Origin of the sequence: Aminobacter carboxidus (assembly GCF_014863355.1) — a bacterium.
GTDB lineage: Bacteria > Pseudomonadota > Alphaproteobacteria > Rhizobiales > Rhizobiaceae > Aminobacter > Aminobacter carboxidus.
In genome coordinates, this window is the sequence record NZ_JACZEP010000004.1 from 189,504 (window position 1) to 204,789 (window position 15,286).

Here is a 15,286-nt window from a genome sequence, read left to right on the forward strand (position 1 = left end):
GTTTGCTTCCTCAATTCGTAATCTTGGGTTGTGACGCGATGCGGCGCTTCGCCTTGAGTTCGAGCCGGCGCTTGTGAAGGACCGGCTCGGTGTAGCCGTTGGGCTGGGCGCGGCCTTCGAAGACGAGGTCGCAGGCAGCACGGAAGGCGGTCGACTGGTCGAACTCGGGCGCCATCGGCTTGTAGAGCGGATCGCCGACATTCTGCCGGTCGACGATCGCCGCCATGCGCTGGAGTGAATCCATCACCTGGATGTGCGAGCAGACATCGTGGCGCAGCCAGTTGGCGATGTGCTGGGAGGAGATGCGCAGCGTGGCGCGGTCTTCCATCAGCCCGACGTCGTTGATGTCGGGCACCTTCGAGCAGCCGACACCCTGGTCGATCCAGCGCACGACGTAGCCGAGGATGCCCTGCGCATTGTTGTCGAGCTCGCGCTGAACCTCGTCGGGCGTCCAGTTGGGACGGACGACCACCGGCACAGACAAGATGTCGTCGAGGCGGGCCTTGGGCCGGTTCTTCAGCTCGGCCTGCACCTGATGCACGTCGACCTTGTGGTAGTGGGTGGCATGAAGCGTCGCTGCCGTCGGCGACGGCACCCAGGCGGTGTTGGCGCCGGCCTTGGGATGGGCGATCTTCTGCTCCAGCATCGCCGCCATCAGATCCGGCATCGCCCACATGCCCTTGCCGATCTGGGCATGGCCCGACAGGCCGCATTCCAGACCGGTGTCGACGTTCCAGGCCTCATAGGCATTGATCCACGGCGCCTGCTTCATGTCGCCCTTGCGCACCATCGGGCCGGCTTCCATTGAGGTGTGGATTTCGTCGCCGGTGCGGTCGAGGAAGCCGGTGTTGATGAACACCACGCGTTCCTTGGCGGCACGGATGCACTCCTTGAGGTTAACAGTGGTGCGCCGCTCCTCGTCCATGATGCCCATCTTGATGGTCTTGCGCGGCATGCCGACGAGGCGCTCGACGCGGTCGAAGATCTCGACGGCAAAGGCGACTTCCTCGGGGCCGTGCATCTTCGGCTTGACGACATACATCGAGCCGGCACGGGAATTGGCGCGGCGGCCATTGGCACCGACATCGTGCAGGGCGATGAGTGCGGTAATCGCCGCGTCCATGATGCCTTCGGGCACCTCGTTGCCGTCGCGGTCGTGGATCGCGGGATTGGTCATCAGGTGACCGACATTGCGCACCAGCATCAGCGAACGGCCGGGCAGCGAAACGGTGCCGCCATCGGGGCCGGTGTAGTCGCGGTCGCCATTGAGCTTGCGGGTGACCGGTTTGCCGCCCTTGTCAAAAGTCTCGGACAGGTCGCCGCGCATCAGGCCAAGCCAGTTGCGGTAGACCACGACCTTGTCTTCGGCATCGACAGCGGCGACCGAATCCTCGCAGTCCTGGATGGTGGTCAGCGCAGACTCCAGCACCATGTCGGAGATGCCGGCCGGATCGGTCTTGCCGATCGCACTTTCACGGTTGACCACGACCTCGACATGCAGGCCGTTCTTCGCAAGCAGCACCGCGTCAGGATTCTTGGCCTCACCACGATAACCGGCGAACTGCTTTGCGTTGCCCAGCGAGATCGAACCGGAAGCCGTCGCAAGTTTCAGTGCACCGCCCTCGACCGCAAGCCCGGTCACATCCGCCCAGTTGCCCGATGCCAGCGGCGCCGACTGATCCAGAAACGCCTTGGCCCAGGCGATGACCTTGGCGCCACGCTTGGGATTGTAGCCCTTGGTCTTTTCGGCACCATCGGCGTCGGAGATCGCGTCGGTGCCGTAAAGCGCGTCATAGAGCGACCCCCAACGCGCATTGGCGGCGTTCAGCGCATAACGCGCATTCATCACCGGCACCACCAGTTGCGGGCCGGCAACCGTGGCGATCTCCGCATCAACATTGTCGGTGGTGACCGCAAAGGCCGGGCCTTCCGGCACGAGATAGCCGATCTCGCTCAAAAACGCCTTGTAGGCCGCCATGTCGTGCGGGGCGCCATGCTTGCGGTACCAGGCGTCGAGCTTGAGCTGGAAGTCGTCGCGCTTTTCCAGAAGCGCCCGGTTCTTCGGCCCGAGATCGTGCACGATCGCCGAAAAGCCCTCCCAGAACGCATCGACCTCGACACCCGTGCCGACAATCGCCTCGCCAACGAAATCGTGCAACTCACGCGCGACAGATAGGCCATGCAGGGAGACGCGGTCACTGATCCTGTTCATCATGTTCATGATCAAAACTCCCCTGTTTCAGGCCGCGATCGCAGCGTCGGTGCGGAATTCGCCCGAAATGGTCTCGGCGACCATCTGGGCGGTGGCGGCGGACAGCGTCCAGCCGAGATGGCCGTGGCCGGTGTTGTAGAACACACCCGGCTGGCGACCCTTGCCGACCCTCGGCATCATGTTGGGCATCATCGGCCTGAGGCCGGCCCATGGCACGACGCGGTTGGTGTCGACGCCAGGGAACAGCATGCGGGTCCAGTCGACCAGCGGCCTGACACGGTCGTCACGAATGTCGCGGTTCATGCCGTTGAACTCGGCAGTGCCGGCAACACGGAAGCGTCCTTCGCCGAGACGGCTGGTGACGATCTTGGCGCGGTCGTCGAGCAGGCTGACCCAGGGCGCGGCGTTCCGGCTGCGCTCGTCGTCGAGATGCACTGTGATCGAGTAGCCCTTGACCGGATAGACATTGACGCGATCGCCGAGCATCGCGGCAAAGTGACGGCTGGCCGAGCCGGCGCAGACGACAATGCCATCGGCCTCGACGATCTGGTCACCAGGCTCGCTGGACGCCCCGCCGCTGGTATAACCGATACAGAACACGCCATCGCGGGCGATCCGGTTGACGGTCGCGTCGAAGACGAAACGCGCCCCGCGCCGCTCGCAGGCCTTGGCCAGGCCGAAGGTGAACTTGTGGATGTCGCCGGTCGAATCCGACGGCGTGTAGAAGCCACCATGGAAATCGCCATGCAAGGTCGGCTCGATCGACTTCACTTCCTGCGCCGTCACCGGCCTGCGGTCGAGGCCACCTTCGACCAGCATCGAATTGACCTTCAGTGCATGCTGGAAGCTCGGTCTGTCCCAGTAGAAATGCAGGATGCCGCGCTGGACATGGTCGAAATCGATATTCTCGCGCTCGGCAATCGCAAGCAGATGCTTGCGCGCGGCGATCGCCAGCCGCGTCGTCTCCACCGTGTTGTCACGATAATTCGCGATGTTGGAGACGAACTCGGCGAGCCAGGCATATTTGTGCCAGGTCGGCCGGGGGTTCATCAAAAGTGGCGCATCGCGGCGCAGCATCCACTTCATGCCCTTGAGCAAGGTCGACCAATGGTTCCAGACTTCGGCGTTGCTGGCCGACAACTGGCCGCCATTGGCGAACGACGTCTCCATGCCGGCATAACGCTGGCGGTCGATGACGGTGACGGAATAGCCGCGCTCCAGAAGCGCATAGGCAGTGGTAACGCCGGTGATACCGGCGCCAATAACGGCAATATGGGGCATTTCACTCTCCGCGAACAAAGTTGGGTGCGGGCCGAAACCCGCGGTTATTCCCCAATCTGTCGCTGTACCTGAGAGCTTAACCGCGACGGCCCGGCCGCTGCGGCTTTCCCCTTCGGTGGACGCTCGAAGCGCCTCTCTCCAGATCGTTCAACTGCATGGTCACTTTTGCCTGAGAGTTTCCTGGGGGGTTGCTCCGTCGGCGTCGGCCGGTGTCGTCTAGCAGCGGCCGATCTCTCCCAATGCAGCCTGTTGAACGCAATTCTTCTTAGCTGGCGCCAGGCCGTACCGCAACGGTAGTCGCGGGACGGCAAAGGCGTCAGTTTCCTTCGTCGTAAAGCGTTGTGGTCGTTTCGACGCCATGCTCGTGCAAGCCAGCGCGCACCACCGCGGCGGCCGCCAGTTCGCGGGCCTTCCGGCGGATCGACGGTTCGTCAACGCCCTGCACCTTGCCGTCCAAATAGACCGCCTTGCCATCAACCCAGGTCTGGGTGATCGAGGCCGTCGAGGCCGAGAACACCAGCGCCTGCAGCGGATCGTAGAACGGCGTCCACTCGACATGGTCGAGGTCGAACAGGATGAAGTCAGCCTTCTTGCCGATCTCCAGCGAGCCGATCTCGTCATCCCACATCAGGGCGCGCGCGCCTTCGATGGTGGCGGCACGCAGCGCATCGCGCGCGGTGAAGACGTCGGGCTTGAGCCGTGCATCCTTGAACATGCCGGCAACGACGAGCATCTGCCGCATCAGGTTCATGTTGCCGGCAGCCGAGACACCGTCGGTGCCGAGGCCTACCTTGACACCGGCCCTGACCATCTCGGGATACTTGCCGATCGACGTCGCGCCCTTGCCGAGCTTGAAAGACGAGCACGGGCAGAAGGCGACGCTGGCGCCACGTTCGGCCAAAAGCTTGACCTCGTCATCCGACACGGCAGCGCCGTGGGCGATGACCAGGTTCTTGCGGATGCCGCCGGCATTGTCGACGCGGGTGATCGGCCAGCAGCCATATTTGCTTTCGCAGACCTTGGCCTCCTCGATCGAGGTCGCCAGGTGATAGGTCGTGCCGACGCCGAGCTTTTCGGCCAGCGCCACCGCGCCGACATGCAGTTCGAGGCTGCAGGGCTCCTTGCCCTCGATGTTGACCCAGCAGCGGGCACGGCCGTCGAGGGTATTGTTATAGCGCAGCACGTTTTCCTCGAGCACCTTCAGCGCCGACTGGGCGTCGGGGAAAAAGTGATGCTCTGCCATCTCCTCGGTCCAGCCGCGCGGCAGCTCGGCCGGGCGGTTGTCGGCGGCGTGGCGGCCGGTGATGCCGCGGATGCCAGTCTTGTCCATCGCCCTAATGACGATGCCGGGATCATATTGCGAGCCCATGTCGAGGAAGCAGGTGGTGCCACAGCGCAGCATCTCGGTGATGCCGAGCAGCGCGCCCCAATACTCGTCTTCCTCTGATATGTGGGCGTAGAAGGGCTTGGCCCAGTGGAACACCCAGGCGCGGGTATTGAGATTGTCGGGGAAGACCGCGCGCGACAGCGTCTCGGACAGGTGCACATGGCTGTCTACGAAGCCCGGGCAGATGCCCAGCATCGTACCGTCGATGACCTTGTCGAAGCTTTTGTTCTTGTGGCGTGCCGCCACTTCATCCGCCTGGCCGATATCGGCGATGCGGTCGTTTTCGACGACCACGCTGGCGTTGCGCAGCACCGTGTCGTTCTTGTCGACCGTGAAGGCGAAGTTCAAATTCTCGATCAGCGTGCGCATGTGTCTCCACCCCATACTTCACTCACGGACCTTCAATCGTGTCCCGCCGGTCCGTGACGGCGGGCGACATCTCGCTATGCAGCCGGGCCACAAAGCACCCCGGCTGCCAAATCACAAGGCAGGTTCGCTCAGGCGACCGCCTTGACCTTGCCACCACTCCTGGCGGTGCCGCAGAGGATCAGCTTGTCGGTGTCGGCATAGTCGGAAAGCAGTTCCGAACCCTTCGACGTCACCAGCAGCATGTCCTTGTTCTGCATGCCATAGCCATAGCCGGTGTCGTAGCAGAGCGGCTCGAAGCCGAGCACCATGTTCTCCTCCAGCGGCGCGTCGCTGCCCGGTTTGCCGAGCACCGGCGTCATGCCGAGATAGGGATCTTCGTGCAGGTGCAAGCCGATGCCGTGGCCGACGAACGAGATCGGCGGCAGGTTGAGCCTGGCGAGCTTGGCGATGAAGGCATCATAGATCTCGCGGCAGCTGGCGCCCGGCTTCACCTTCTCCATGATCTCATATTTGCACTCGACCAGATGAGCCCAGATTTTGTCGGCCATGGGCGGCGCCTCACCGACGATGGCCGTGCGGCAAACGCCGGCCTGGTAGCCGTTGATGACCGAAAAGATCTCGACGCGGCAGACGTCGCCGCGCTTGAGGATGCGATCGGACGGGCCGACATTGGGCAGCACCGAGCGCTCGCCGGTGGCGACGATCAGAAGCTTGAAGTGCTCGGCGCCGAGCGAATAGACGTTGCGGGTCAGGTGGCCGGCAATGTCCATCTCGGAATCGCCGGCATCGACAACGGCCAGCGTGTCGGTGATCGCCTGGTCGGCGATGCGCGACAGCTTGGAGAGCAGCGCGATTTCTTCCGCCGTCTTGATCTGGCGCAGCCGCGCCAGGATCGGCTCGGCATGCTCGAAGCGGGCGCCAGGCATTGCCGAAATCAGGCGGGCGAAGTCACCCGCCGGCAGGTAGTCCATCTCGAGGCCGATGCGTGCCTTGCCAAGACCGAGGCCGGAAAGCTGGTCGGCCAGCACCAGCATCGGATCGTCGGAAAACTCCGCCCAGATGCGGGCCGGCATGTCGGGCAAGCGGCGCTTGATCGTCGAAGCCTCCATGTCGACACCGAAGATCGCGGTGCGTCCGTCTGCCGTGACGATGGTCATTGCATGGCGGTGGCGGATCAGCGGCTGCGACGGCACGACGAAGCCTGCGGTGTAGGCGAAGTTTTCAGGCGAAGAGCAGATGATGGCGTCGAGCCCATGCTCCGCCATTGCCCTGACCTGCTTCGCTACGATTTCTGCCCGCATGATGTGTTCCTCTCCTTGAGTTTTTTGACCGGCGCTCAGTCGCGCACGCGGTATTTCTCGACCTTGGCGAGGTCGACATCGATGCCCATGCCTGGACCTGACGGCACGACGACCGCGCCATCGACGACCTGCATCGGCTCGACCAGAAGGTCGTCCTTGTAGTAGATGCCGCCGACCTGGCCGTGCTGTGCCTCGGCCGGCGTCGAGATCGGGATGACGCAGGACAGCGTCGCCGCCGGCGAGGCAGCCGCGACCTGGACGTTGGCCAGGTTGCCGATGCCTGTTTCGATCGAGCCATTGACGTTGCAGATAATGCCGGCGGCGCGGCAAACCGCACCGACCTCCATGGCCTTGTAGAGACCACCGGCCTTGGTGGTGTAGATCGAGATGATCTGGATGCCGCCGTTCTGGATGATCTGGATAGCGTCGTGGGCATTCCATGCCGACTCGTCGGCCATGACGGGCGCGTCGATACGGCGGCCGACCTCGGCGATGCGCTCGATGCCCATCACCGGCTGCTCGACATATTTGAGCCGGTACTTTTCCATCTGGCGCACGGTCTGCACCGCCTCGCCCGGCGTCTTGTAGCCTTCGTTGGCGTCGACGCAGATTTCCATAGCCTCGCCGGCGGCCTCGCGGACCGCGGCGACCATCTTGACGTCGCGCGCCGGATCGACACCGATCTTGACCTTGATCGTCTTAATACCTTCGGCGGCAAGCTTGGCCGCCTCGACCTTGGCCTCCTCGATCGCAATCAGGCCGATCGAATGGGTGATGGCGACCTTGTCGCGCGCCTTGCCGCCAAGCAGCGTATGAACGGGAACGTTCAGCCAGCGGCCAGTGAGGTCATAGGCAGCAAATTCGACCGCCGCCTTGGAATAGGGATAGCCGCGGATGATGGCATCCATGCGGGCATGCAGTTCGGCAAAATTGCCGAGTTCAAGGCCGATGACGGCGGGCGCCAGATAGGTCTCGATGACACTGCGGGTGATCATGGCAGACTCACCAAAGTAGCGGCCGAACTCGCCGCCCCAGTCCTTGAGCGCCGGCGCTTCGCCCCAGCCGACACGGCCGTCGCTGTCGGTCATCTTGACCATGACATAGCGGCCGATGACCTCGGTCAGGCCGGCCCATTTGTGCTCTCGCCGAGTCGGCAGTTGAACAACAAGCGTTTCGATGGACTTGATCGTGGGCACGGGTCTCTACCTTTTCCTTGTCACCGCAGAGGCATCGCTGTAGGATGCGATCATCTACTGTGATCACACTTTATGATCATATTTTTGGATGTCAAGCGACCCGGGGATCGAATTTGCAAGCCGGACGAAGCGGTGACCGGGCACGGCGGCAAGACATGGAGGAAAAAGATGATTGTCGAAGCGACCAACTACTTCGCCAGGGAGGGGCAGGCAGACGAGGTTCTGAAGCAACGCCGCAAGGCGACGGAGATCAGGCGACAGCTCGGCCTGGAGCCCGGCCGCATCCTTGTGCGGATGGAGGGAAGCGGGCCCGATGTCAGCTGGGAATGCGACTTCGTCTCAAGGGAAGCCTATGACAGCGACCGCGCCGCACGGGCCTCCTCGCCCGACTTCGAAGCCGCGCGCAAACAGATGCACACATTGCTCGACAAGTTCGAGCGGCATGTCAGCGTCGAGGATACGCCGACACCGCGTTGAACACGCGACCGCCCCCCGGATGGCGCGAAAAAAGGCGGCAGACCAGACGTCAGCGGTCTGTGGCAGGGGGTGAGCAAAGCCTTTGGCTCGGCTCGCTGGCATGACATGTTGCAAGAAAATGGCGCGCCCGAAAGGATTCGAACCTCTGACCCCCAGATTCGTAGTCTGGTGCTCTATCCAGCTGAGCTACGGGCGCGCGACGGGCCATTAAAGAAACGGCCGGGAAGCTCCGGTCAATCGACCGCAGCGACCGGCGCTAACTAGCCGCTGACTTGGCGAATTGCAAGCCGCCGTCTTCAAACTTTTATGGGAAAACCTGCCGGCGGCCCGCGACGCCACAGAGGCAAGGCGGCAAAATCCACTGCCGACCGGTCTATTGCCACAGCGGCCGCAAGCCGACCCATGCTGGAGTTTGAGACGTTGGCTGCTGCCTTGGCAGCCTACTGCCACGCGTTGCGAAACCAAGCAGACTGGGCGGCTCCCAGAGAAGATCGGCGATGACGCCACGGCACTTGAAGTTGTGCGCGATTGCAATCGGCGTGTATGCTGTGCCCGCAACGTCGCTTTTCTCACGACAAAGGCCTCGCCATGTCACACAAGCCCACAGAAAGCCTCGATCGCCGCGATTTCATGATCGCTTCCATTGCCACGGTCGGCGCATCGGCTGCGCTGGCTGCCCATGTTGGCAAGGCAAGCGCCCAAGACGCCGCGGCCCCTTCTGCCGACGCCGCAGCGGGGGCGCCATCGGCAACGGTCTATACCGGCGATGTGATCGAGGGGAAGAAAGTCGTCAGCGCGCTCGACGTCAACGATCTTGAACCCGGCAAGAAGCACCTGTTGTACTTTCAGGGCGTACGGATGCCGACCGGACAGTACTGGTATGTCTCCGTGACTGTCGCCAGGGGGGCCAAGCCCGGCAAGCGCGTCGTTCTGACCAGTGGCGTGCATGGCGACGAGATGAGCTCCGTGCATACGGTCCACAGCGTGATGAATCAGCTCGATCCGGCCGAGATGTCGGGCACGGTGATGGCGGTCACTGACGTGTCCCGCCCGGCGATCGAAGGCATGCAACGCAGGTGGCCCAATTTTGGCAGGGGCAACGACCTGATCGACATGAACAGGGAATGGCCCGGCGACGAGAACGGCGCCACCGCCCCCAGCCGGCATGCCGGGCTGCTGTTCAACCGTCTGCTGCGGCCAAACGCCGATGCCGCGATCGACTTCCACACCGGCACGACCGGGTTCGACGTCACCGCGTTCAACATCGGCGGCACGGATGTGCCCGAGATCAAGGCGATGCTGGAACTTTATCCGGTTGGCCAGATCTTCGACAGTCATGTCTATCCCGGCGTGCTGCACAACGCCTTCGTCGACGCCGGCATTCCGGCCTTTTGCCCGGAGATCGGTGCTGCGCGCGTGCTGGACCTCGAGATGATCTCGCTGTTCGTCGAAGGGACGATGAACGTGCTCAAGCATCATGGCATCGTGGCCGGACGGATGGGACGCACAGGCAAGGACGTGACCGTCTTTGTCGGCAACAGCGCATTCCCGATCCTGGCAACCCATGGCGGGCTGGTCGAGCATCTGGTCAAGCTCAACGACAAGGTCGAAGCCGGACAGAAGGTAGCCGTCCAGCGCAACAGCTTCGGCGAAGTGGTTGCGGAATATACAAGCGCCGTGGCGGGAGAAGTGACGGGCCAGCGCAGCGACGCGATGTCCGAGCCGGGCAACCCGCTGGCGTTCATCCTTTTCAATAAGGCGCCGCCGGAGGGCGTGGAAGCCTATCCCGAGTAAAGCGCTCAGGCCTCAAATACGCAAAGGCCGACCACCATCAACTATGCCGGTTCCGGTGCACTGCGCTGGCATTGCTCCGACACATCAAGGGCGCGGAACTGCTGACGCATATCCGTGACGAAGGCCCGGACGCGGGCGGTGCAGCGGAAGTCGCGATGTCATGCCTGGTCAGGCTCGCGACCTGGTCGGACGCGACGACCTCCAATTCGATATCCGGATGCCGCGCTGCAAAATCGGCCATCATCGGCATCAGCACATAACTGGCCAGCAAGGAGGGCGCGGACGGGACTACTGGACCTCCGAGGACAACTTCAGCAGCGCCCCGGCCGCTGGCCAGTTTTCCTGGACCTCGACCTTCGACGCCAACCCGGCACGGGCAGCCCAGTCCCGCCAGGCCATGTTCCGCGAGGTCGCGGCCGACCGCATTCCTGTGCTGGGCATGCATCTTCCATTTCCCGGCGCTGGCACGGTTGTGGAAAAGGGAGACGGCTACGAGTTGGTAGCCCTGTAACAACTAACCCTGCGAGCCCTGCGGCTCAACACGCGGACCGAAGCGCGCCCACGGACACCCAGTTCGTTCAAATACAGAGGAGAAAATGGCGCGCCCGAAAGGATTCGAACCTCTGACCCCCAGATTCGTAGTCTGGTGCTCTATCCAGCTGAGCTACGGGCGCGCAACAGGCCAAGTGAATGGCCAACACGCTGCGGTCAATCGACTGCAGCGACCGGCGCTACCTAACGGCTCGAATTGTGAAATGCAAGCCGCCGCCGGCAAAGTTTTTTTGATCAGGCCGGCCGGCGCATGCCCTGACGCGCCTCATCGAGGCGAACCGGCTGGTCGGGGATGGTGACGGCGAACACCGTTCGGCCGCCCGCACTCTCGACGAGCTCTAGCTGCCCGCCATGGGCACGCACCAGTTCGTAGGCGATGGCGAGGCCAAGGCCGGTGCCGCCGCTGCGGGCGGACCCACGGAATGCAGCAAACAGGTTCTCGCGCGCCTTTTGCGGCAGGCCGGGGCCGGTATCGGCAACGAGGATGCGGCTGACGCTGCCCTCGCGCTCGGCATAGACGGTCAGGCGATTGACGATGGCGCTGTCGGCGGCACCGGCCATCGCCTGCACTGCGTTGCGGCACAGATTGGTCAGCACTCTGAACAGCTGGTCTGGATCGGCCTCGATCTCGAATTCGGTGTCGACGGCATTGAAGAACTCGATGCCCGATTCGGGCTCGAGACCGAGCAGGCCATGCACGTCGTCGACAAGCTGGCTGAGCCGCAGGCGCCGGCGCGCCGGTGCCGGCTCCTGGGCGCGGCCATAAGACAGAACGTTCTCCGAATAGGCGACGGCGCGGTCGAGCGTGCGCAGCAACTTCGGCGCGAATGCCTGCACGGCTGGATCCTTGACCATGCGCAGGCGGTCGGACATCAGCTGGGCCGACGCCAGGATGTTGCGCATGTCGTGGTTGATCTTGGACACGGCCAGGCCGAGGTCGGCGAGATGCTTCTGCTCGTGCAGCATGCGTTGCAGGTGCGTCTGCATCGCTGCCAGCTCGCGCTCGGCGAGGCCGATCTCGTCCGAGCGGGCCTCGGGAACGATGACGCCGGCGGGATTGTCGGGCGCATCGGAAAAGGTCAGCATCGAGCGCGTCATGGTACGGATCGGCTTGATCATGATGCGGTCGATGGCGGCATAGACAAGGGCCGCGGTGAACAGCGAGATCAGGAGCGAGACGAAGACGATGTAGCGCGCATTGGCGAGCATGGCGCGATGCAGCCGGTAGTCAGGGATGACGAGCTCGAACTCCTTGGCACTCTCGCCGACCCTGCCGTAGACTCGCAGCATGCGATTGCCGCCAAACAGCAGCGTGTTGATGGCATCAGGCATCGAGTCCAGCACGCCTTCCTTGGCGATGTCGATATGCTCGTCGACCTCGGGCGGCATGTCGGCGACGACCAGCAGGCGGGACACGCCGCCGTCGCGCACGGCAATTGCCTTGGCGCCGATCGCCGCCAGCACGTCGTTCTGCGCTGCGCGGGAAAGCGTGGTCGGGTCGCCCTGCACCAGAATCGTGGCGACCGCAGCGGCAGTGGCCAGACGCTCCTCGAGCCAGCGAATACGGAAGCTTGCCACCGAGGGCAGGAAGAACAGCACCTCAGCGAAGAGTACGAAAGCGATGGTCAGCAGCAGCAGCTTGGCCGACAGGCCGCGCGAAAGCGGAACCGAACGGTCCGCCTGTTTTCCGGGAAATACACCGGTATCGGCTGCTTCAGTCATGCTGTTCTTTGCTGCGAGGCCAGTGCGGGAATGATGCGCTTCGGGCTAAAATGAGTACGAACTGCCTTGCGTCCCCTTTATTGCAAAGATAGGCGATCGCAGCGCAGTTGCAAATTCCGCACTGCAAAATGTCCGGACCTACGCGCTGTCCCCTGTCTTCTGCTGACAGTGCGAATCAACCTTTGGTGGCGCTGGCACGGGCGGATTGACTTCGCGGGACCTTCTTTCTATAAGCCCGCACACGCTCGGGACCCGCTTCCGTCGCGGTTTTTGATCGCGTCGAGGCAAGCCGAGCCAAGCTCCTGTTACAGTGTGACAGAATCAAGAAGGGCCGCACCCCGCGGTATAAAAACAAATGAAGCGTACCTATCAGCCGTCCAAACTCGTCCGTAAGCGCCGTCATGGTTTCCGTGCTCGCATGGCAACCAAGGGCGGTCGTGGCGTCGTCGCAGCTCGCCGCAACCGCGGCCGCAAGCGGCTTTCCGCCTAAGCCATAGGCGGGAACCTTGCCCGCTGACGGCAAGCCAGAGGGGTCTGCTCCGCATGGTCGCGGCCCCGAGCGGCTTCTGAAAAGAAAACAGTTTCTGGCCGTCCGCCGCGGTGACAAGCGGCGCGGGCGGTTTTTTCTCGTCGAGGTTCTGGATCGCGACGACAGTGCGGGGCCGCGCGTCGGCTATACCGTCACCAAGAAGGTCGGCAACGCGGTTGTCCGCAATCGCGTCAAGCGGCGCCTCAGGGAAGCCGTTCGTACACATGCCGCAGGTGACATGGCCGCCGGCAAAGACTATGTGATCGTCGGGCGCGAAGACGTGCTCACCGCCCCCTTCGGCCAGATCACGGCCGAACTTTCTCGGCGCATTCGCGGAACGCGATAAGGGCTTTCGATGGAAAACAACCGTAACTTCTTTATCACCATCGCCTTGTCGGTGCTGATCCTGACGCTCTGGCAGGTGTTCTATATGAACCCCCGCGTCGAAGCGCAGCGCGAAACCGCGCGCATCGAAGCCGAGCGCGTGGCCGAGCAGCAGAAGGCTGCGCAGCCCGCTGGTACTGCGCCTGGCTCCAGCACCGGCATGGCTGCGGCCCCGCAGGCCGGTGTTCCCGGCGCAACGACGGCCCAGGCTGCCGTTGTCGACCGTGCCCAGGCGCTTGCAGCATCCGGCCGCATCGCGCTCGACACGCCGAGCCTCAAGGGTTCGATCAACCTGACCGGCGCGCGCATCGACGACATCAGCCTCAAGCACTACCGCGTCGCCGTCGAACCGAATTCACCCGTCATCGAGCTTTTGAACCCGCAGGCGCTGCCGGCTGGCTTCTACAGCGAAATCGGCTTCGTCGGCAGCGAAGCGACAGGTGCTGTTCCGGGTCCCGACACCGTCTGGACGGCCGAGGCCAATGCGACGCTGACACCGGCAAAGCCGGTGACGCTGACCTACATCAACGACAAGGGCCTGACCTTCAAGCGCACCATCGCCGTCGACCAGAACTACATGTTCACGGTGACCGATACGGTGGCGAATGCCGGCAGCACCGACGTCGCGCTGTCCAACTATGGCCGCCTCACCCGCTTCGACAAGCCGCTGCATGCCTCGACCTACGTGCTGCACGAAGGCCTGATCGGCGTCACCGGCACCGAGGGCCTGCAGGAAATCAACTACGCCACTATCGAGGACGACAAGCAGGTTCTGCCTGGCAAGTCGACCGATGGCTGGCTCGGCATCACCGACAAGTACTGGGCCGCCGCACTGGTCCCGTCGGGCAAGCAGCCGTTCCAGCCGCGCTTTTCCTATTTCGAAGACGGCCGCCCGCGCTACCAGGCCGACTTCATGACCGATCCGATCACTGTCGCAGCCGGTCAGTCGGCCACCGTCGAGACGCTGGTCTTCGCCGGCGCCAAGGAAGTGGCCAAGATCAACGCGTATGAAGCGGACCGCCAGATCCGCCAGTTCGAGCTTCTGATCGACTGGGGCTGGTTCTACTTCATCACCAAGCCGATGTTCTGGCTCATCGACACGCTCTACAAGATGCTCGGCAATTTCGGTCTGGCGATCCTCGCCACCACCGTCATCGTCAAGGCCATCTTCTTCCCGCTCGCCAACAAGTCGTACAAGTCGATGGCGAACATGAAGATGGTGCAGCCTAAGATGCTGGAAATCCGCGAGAAATACGCGGACGACAAGATGAAGCAGCAGCAGGCGATGATGGAGCTGTACAAAACCGAGAAGATCAATCCGCTGGCCGGCTGCTGGCCGGTGCTGATCCAGATCCCGGTGTTCTTCGCGCTCTACAAGGTGCTCTATGTCACCATCGAAATGCGCCATGCACCGTTCTTCGGCTGGATCCACGACCTGGCCGCACCGGATCCGACCTCGTTGTTCAACCTGTTCGGCCTGCTGCCATGGGACGTTCCCGCATTCCTGCTGATCGGCGTCTGGCCGCTGATCATGGGCGTGACCATGTTCTTGCAGATGCGCATGAACCCGACGCCTCCGGATCCGACCCAGGCGATGATCTTCACCTGGATGCCGATCCTGTTCACCTTCATGCTGGCATCGTTCCCGGCGGGCCTCGTCATCTATTGGGCGTGGAACAACTCGCTGTCGATCCTGCAGCAGGGCGTGATCATGAAGCGCCAGGGCGCCAAGATCGAGCTCTGGGACAACCTGGTGGCGTTGTTCAAGAAGAAACCGACACCGGCGGAATAGCCGGACAGCCGAGACGATACGAAAAGGCCCCGGAACTCCGGGGCTTTTTTGCATCTTGGGGACTTTGAAATTTCTTCAACCGGGGGCTGAAACTTTTCTCCCGATGACCGCGTAGCTGAGCAATGCCTCTCAAGCATCAGCCTGCGGGGTGGCGGTATCTGACCATCCCCCCCGGTCAGAATTGAACCGTCTCGGCAAAGGCCGGGGTTCCGCAGCACTTGCGGAACCCCGGTTTGCACCTCGCTCGAAGCTGCCGGGGTCTTCAACCTGCAAAAACCAGCTCGCGAAGA

Annotated in this window: 13 protein-coding genes, 2 tRNA genes and 1 riboswitch; of the genes, 6 read left to right on the top strand and 9 right to left on the bottom strand. The window is 63.0% G+C overall.

What is annotated here, in order from left to right; all coding sequences use genetic code 11:
• Positions 1 to 10: 10 nt before the first annotated feature.
• From IHE39_RS15170 to IHE39_RS15190, 5 genes are all read right to left on the bottom strand, one after another.
• Positions 11 to 2,221, bottom strand: coding sequence for a malate synthase G (locus IHE39_RS15170; RefSeq protein ID WP_210327583.1), 2,211 nt, complete (start codon positions 2,219 to 2,221; stop codon positions 11 to 13).
• Positions 2,222 to 2,239: 18 nt separating this feature from the next.
• Positions 2,240 to 3,493 (bottom strand): D-amino acid dehydrogenase, encoded by a 1,254-nt coding sequence (locus IHE39_RS15175; protein WP_192567051.1) that lies wholly within the window; start codon positions 3,491 to 3,493, stop codon positions 2,240 to 2,242.
• A 46-nt stretch (positions 3,494 to 3,539) separates the two neighbouring features.
• Positions 3,540 to 3,645: riboswitch (glycine riboswitch) on the bottom strand.
• Positions 3,646 to 3,809: 164 nt separating this feature from the next.
• Positions 3,810 to 5,249, bottom strand: coding sequence for an amidohydrolase family protein (locus IHE39_RS15180; protein WP_192567052.1), 1,440 nt, complete (start codon positions 5,247 to 5,249; stop codon positions 3,810 to 3,812).
• Positions 5,250 to 5,377: 128 nt separating this feature from the next.
• A complete protein-coding gene (locus tag IHE39_RS15185; protein ID WP_192567053.1) occupies positions 5,378 to 6,550 on the bottom strand; it encodes a M24 family metallopeptidase in 1,173 nt (390 codons plus the stop codon).
• Between the two features lie 35 nt (positions 6,551 to 6,585).
• Positions 6,586 to 7,746, bottom strand: a complete 1,161-nt coding sequence (locus tag IHE39_RS15190) for an enolase C-terminal domain-like protein (protein ID WP_184773396.1) — start codon at positions 7,744 to 7,746, stop codon at positions 6,586 to 6,588.
• 168 nt (positions 7,747 to 7,914) lie between these two features.
• Between IHE39_RS15190 and IHE39_RS15195 the strand changes: the two genes are divergently transcribed.
• Entirely contained in the window at positions 7,915 to 8,223 is a 309-nt protein-coding gene (locus IHE39_RS15195) for a hypothetical protein (RefSeq protein ID WP_184773394.1), read from the top strand.
• Positions 8,224 to 8,342: 119 nt separating this feature from the next.
• Here the strand turns inward: IHE39_RS15195 and IHE39_RS15200 are convergent.
• Positions 8,343 to 8,419: transfer RNA gene (locus IHE39_RS15200), tRNA-Arg, on the bottom strand.
• 392 nt (positions 8,420 to 8,811) lie between these two features.
• Between IHE39_RS15200 and IHE39_RS15205 the strand changes: the two genes are divergently transcribed.
• Entirely contained in the window at positions 8,812 to 10,017 is a 1,206-nt protein-coding gene (locus IHE39_RS15205; protein WP_192567054.1) for a M14 family metallopeptidase, read from the top strand.
• Between the two features lie 37 nt (positions 10,018 to 10,054).
• On the opposite strand, the gene IHE39_RS31130 is transcribed toward IHE39_RS15205, so the two are convergent.
• Positions 10,055 to 10,267: a hypothetical protein gene (locus IHE39_RS31130; RefSeq protein ID WP_353527951.1), complete on the bottom strand. Its 213-nt coding sequence runs from the start codon at positions 10,265 to 10,267 to the stop codon at positions 10,055 to 10,057.
• Here IHE39_RS31130 and IHE39_RS30665 point away from each other — a divergent pair.
• On the top strand, positions 10,178 to 10,528 hold the full coding sequence (locus IHE39_RS30665; protein WP_246485500.1) for a hypothetical protein: 351 nt from the start codon (positions 10,178 to 10,180) through the stop codon (positions 10,526 to 10,528). The two genes, IHE39_RS31130 and IHE39_RS30665, sit on opposite strands and share 90 nt — an antisense overlap.
• An 86-nt stretch (positions 10,529 to 10,614) precedes the next feature.
• Here the strand turns inward: IHE39_RS30665 and IHE39_RS15215 are convergent.
• Both IHE39_RS15215 and IHE39_RS15220 read right to left on the bottom strand, forming a co-directional pair.
• Positions 10,615 to 10,691: transfer RNA gene (locus IHE39_RS15215), tRNA-Arg, on the bottom strand.
• A gap of 112 nt (positions 10,692 to 10,803) precedes the next feature.
• Positions 10,804 to 12,291 carry a sensor histidine kinase gene (locus IHE39_RS15220; protein WP_192567056.1) on the bottom strand — a complete coding sequence of 496 codons (1,488 nt, stop codon included), beginning with the start codon at positions 12,289 to 12,291 and terminating at the stop codon, positions 10,804 to 10,806.
• A gap of 355 nt (positions 12,292 to 12,646) precedes the next feature.
• Here IHE39_RS15220 and rpmH point away from each other — a divergent pair, with 355 nt between their 5' ends.
• From rpmH to yidC, 3 genes are read left to right on the top strand one after another with little or no spacing between them, the layout of a single operon-like run.
• Positions 12,647 to 12,781 carry a 50S ribosomal protein L34 gene (rpmH, locus tag IHE39_RS15225; protein WP_008833937.1) on the top strand — a complete coding sequence of 45 codons (135 nt, stop codon included), beginning with the start codon at positions 12,647 to 12,649 and terminating at the stop codon, positions 12,779 to 12,781.
• Positions 12,782 to 12,797: 16 nt separating this feature from the next.
• Complete coding sequence (gene rnpA, locus IHE39_RS15230; protein WP_067965606.1) at positions 12,798 to 13,166, top strand: ribonuclease P protein component; 369 nt, start codon at positions 12,798 to 12,800, stop codon at positions 13,164 to 13,166.
• 9 nt (positions 13,167 to 13,175) lie between these two features.
• Positions 13,176 to 14,996, top strand: coding sequence for a membrane protein insertase YidC (gene yidC, locus IHE39_RS15235; protein ID WP_192567057.1), 1,821 nt, complete (start codon positions 13,176 to 13,178; stop codon positions 14,994 to 14,996).
• The last annotated feature ends 290 nt before the right edge of the window (positions 14,997 to 15,286 follow it).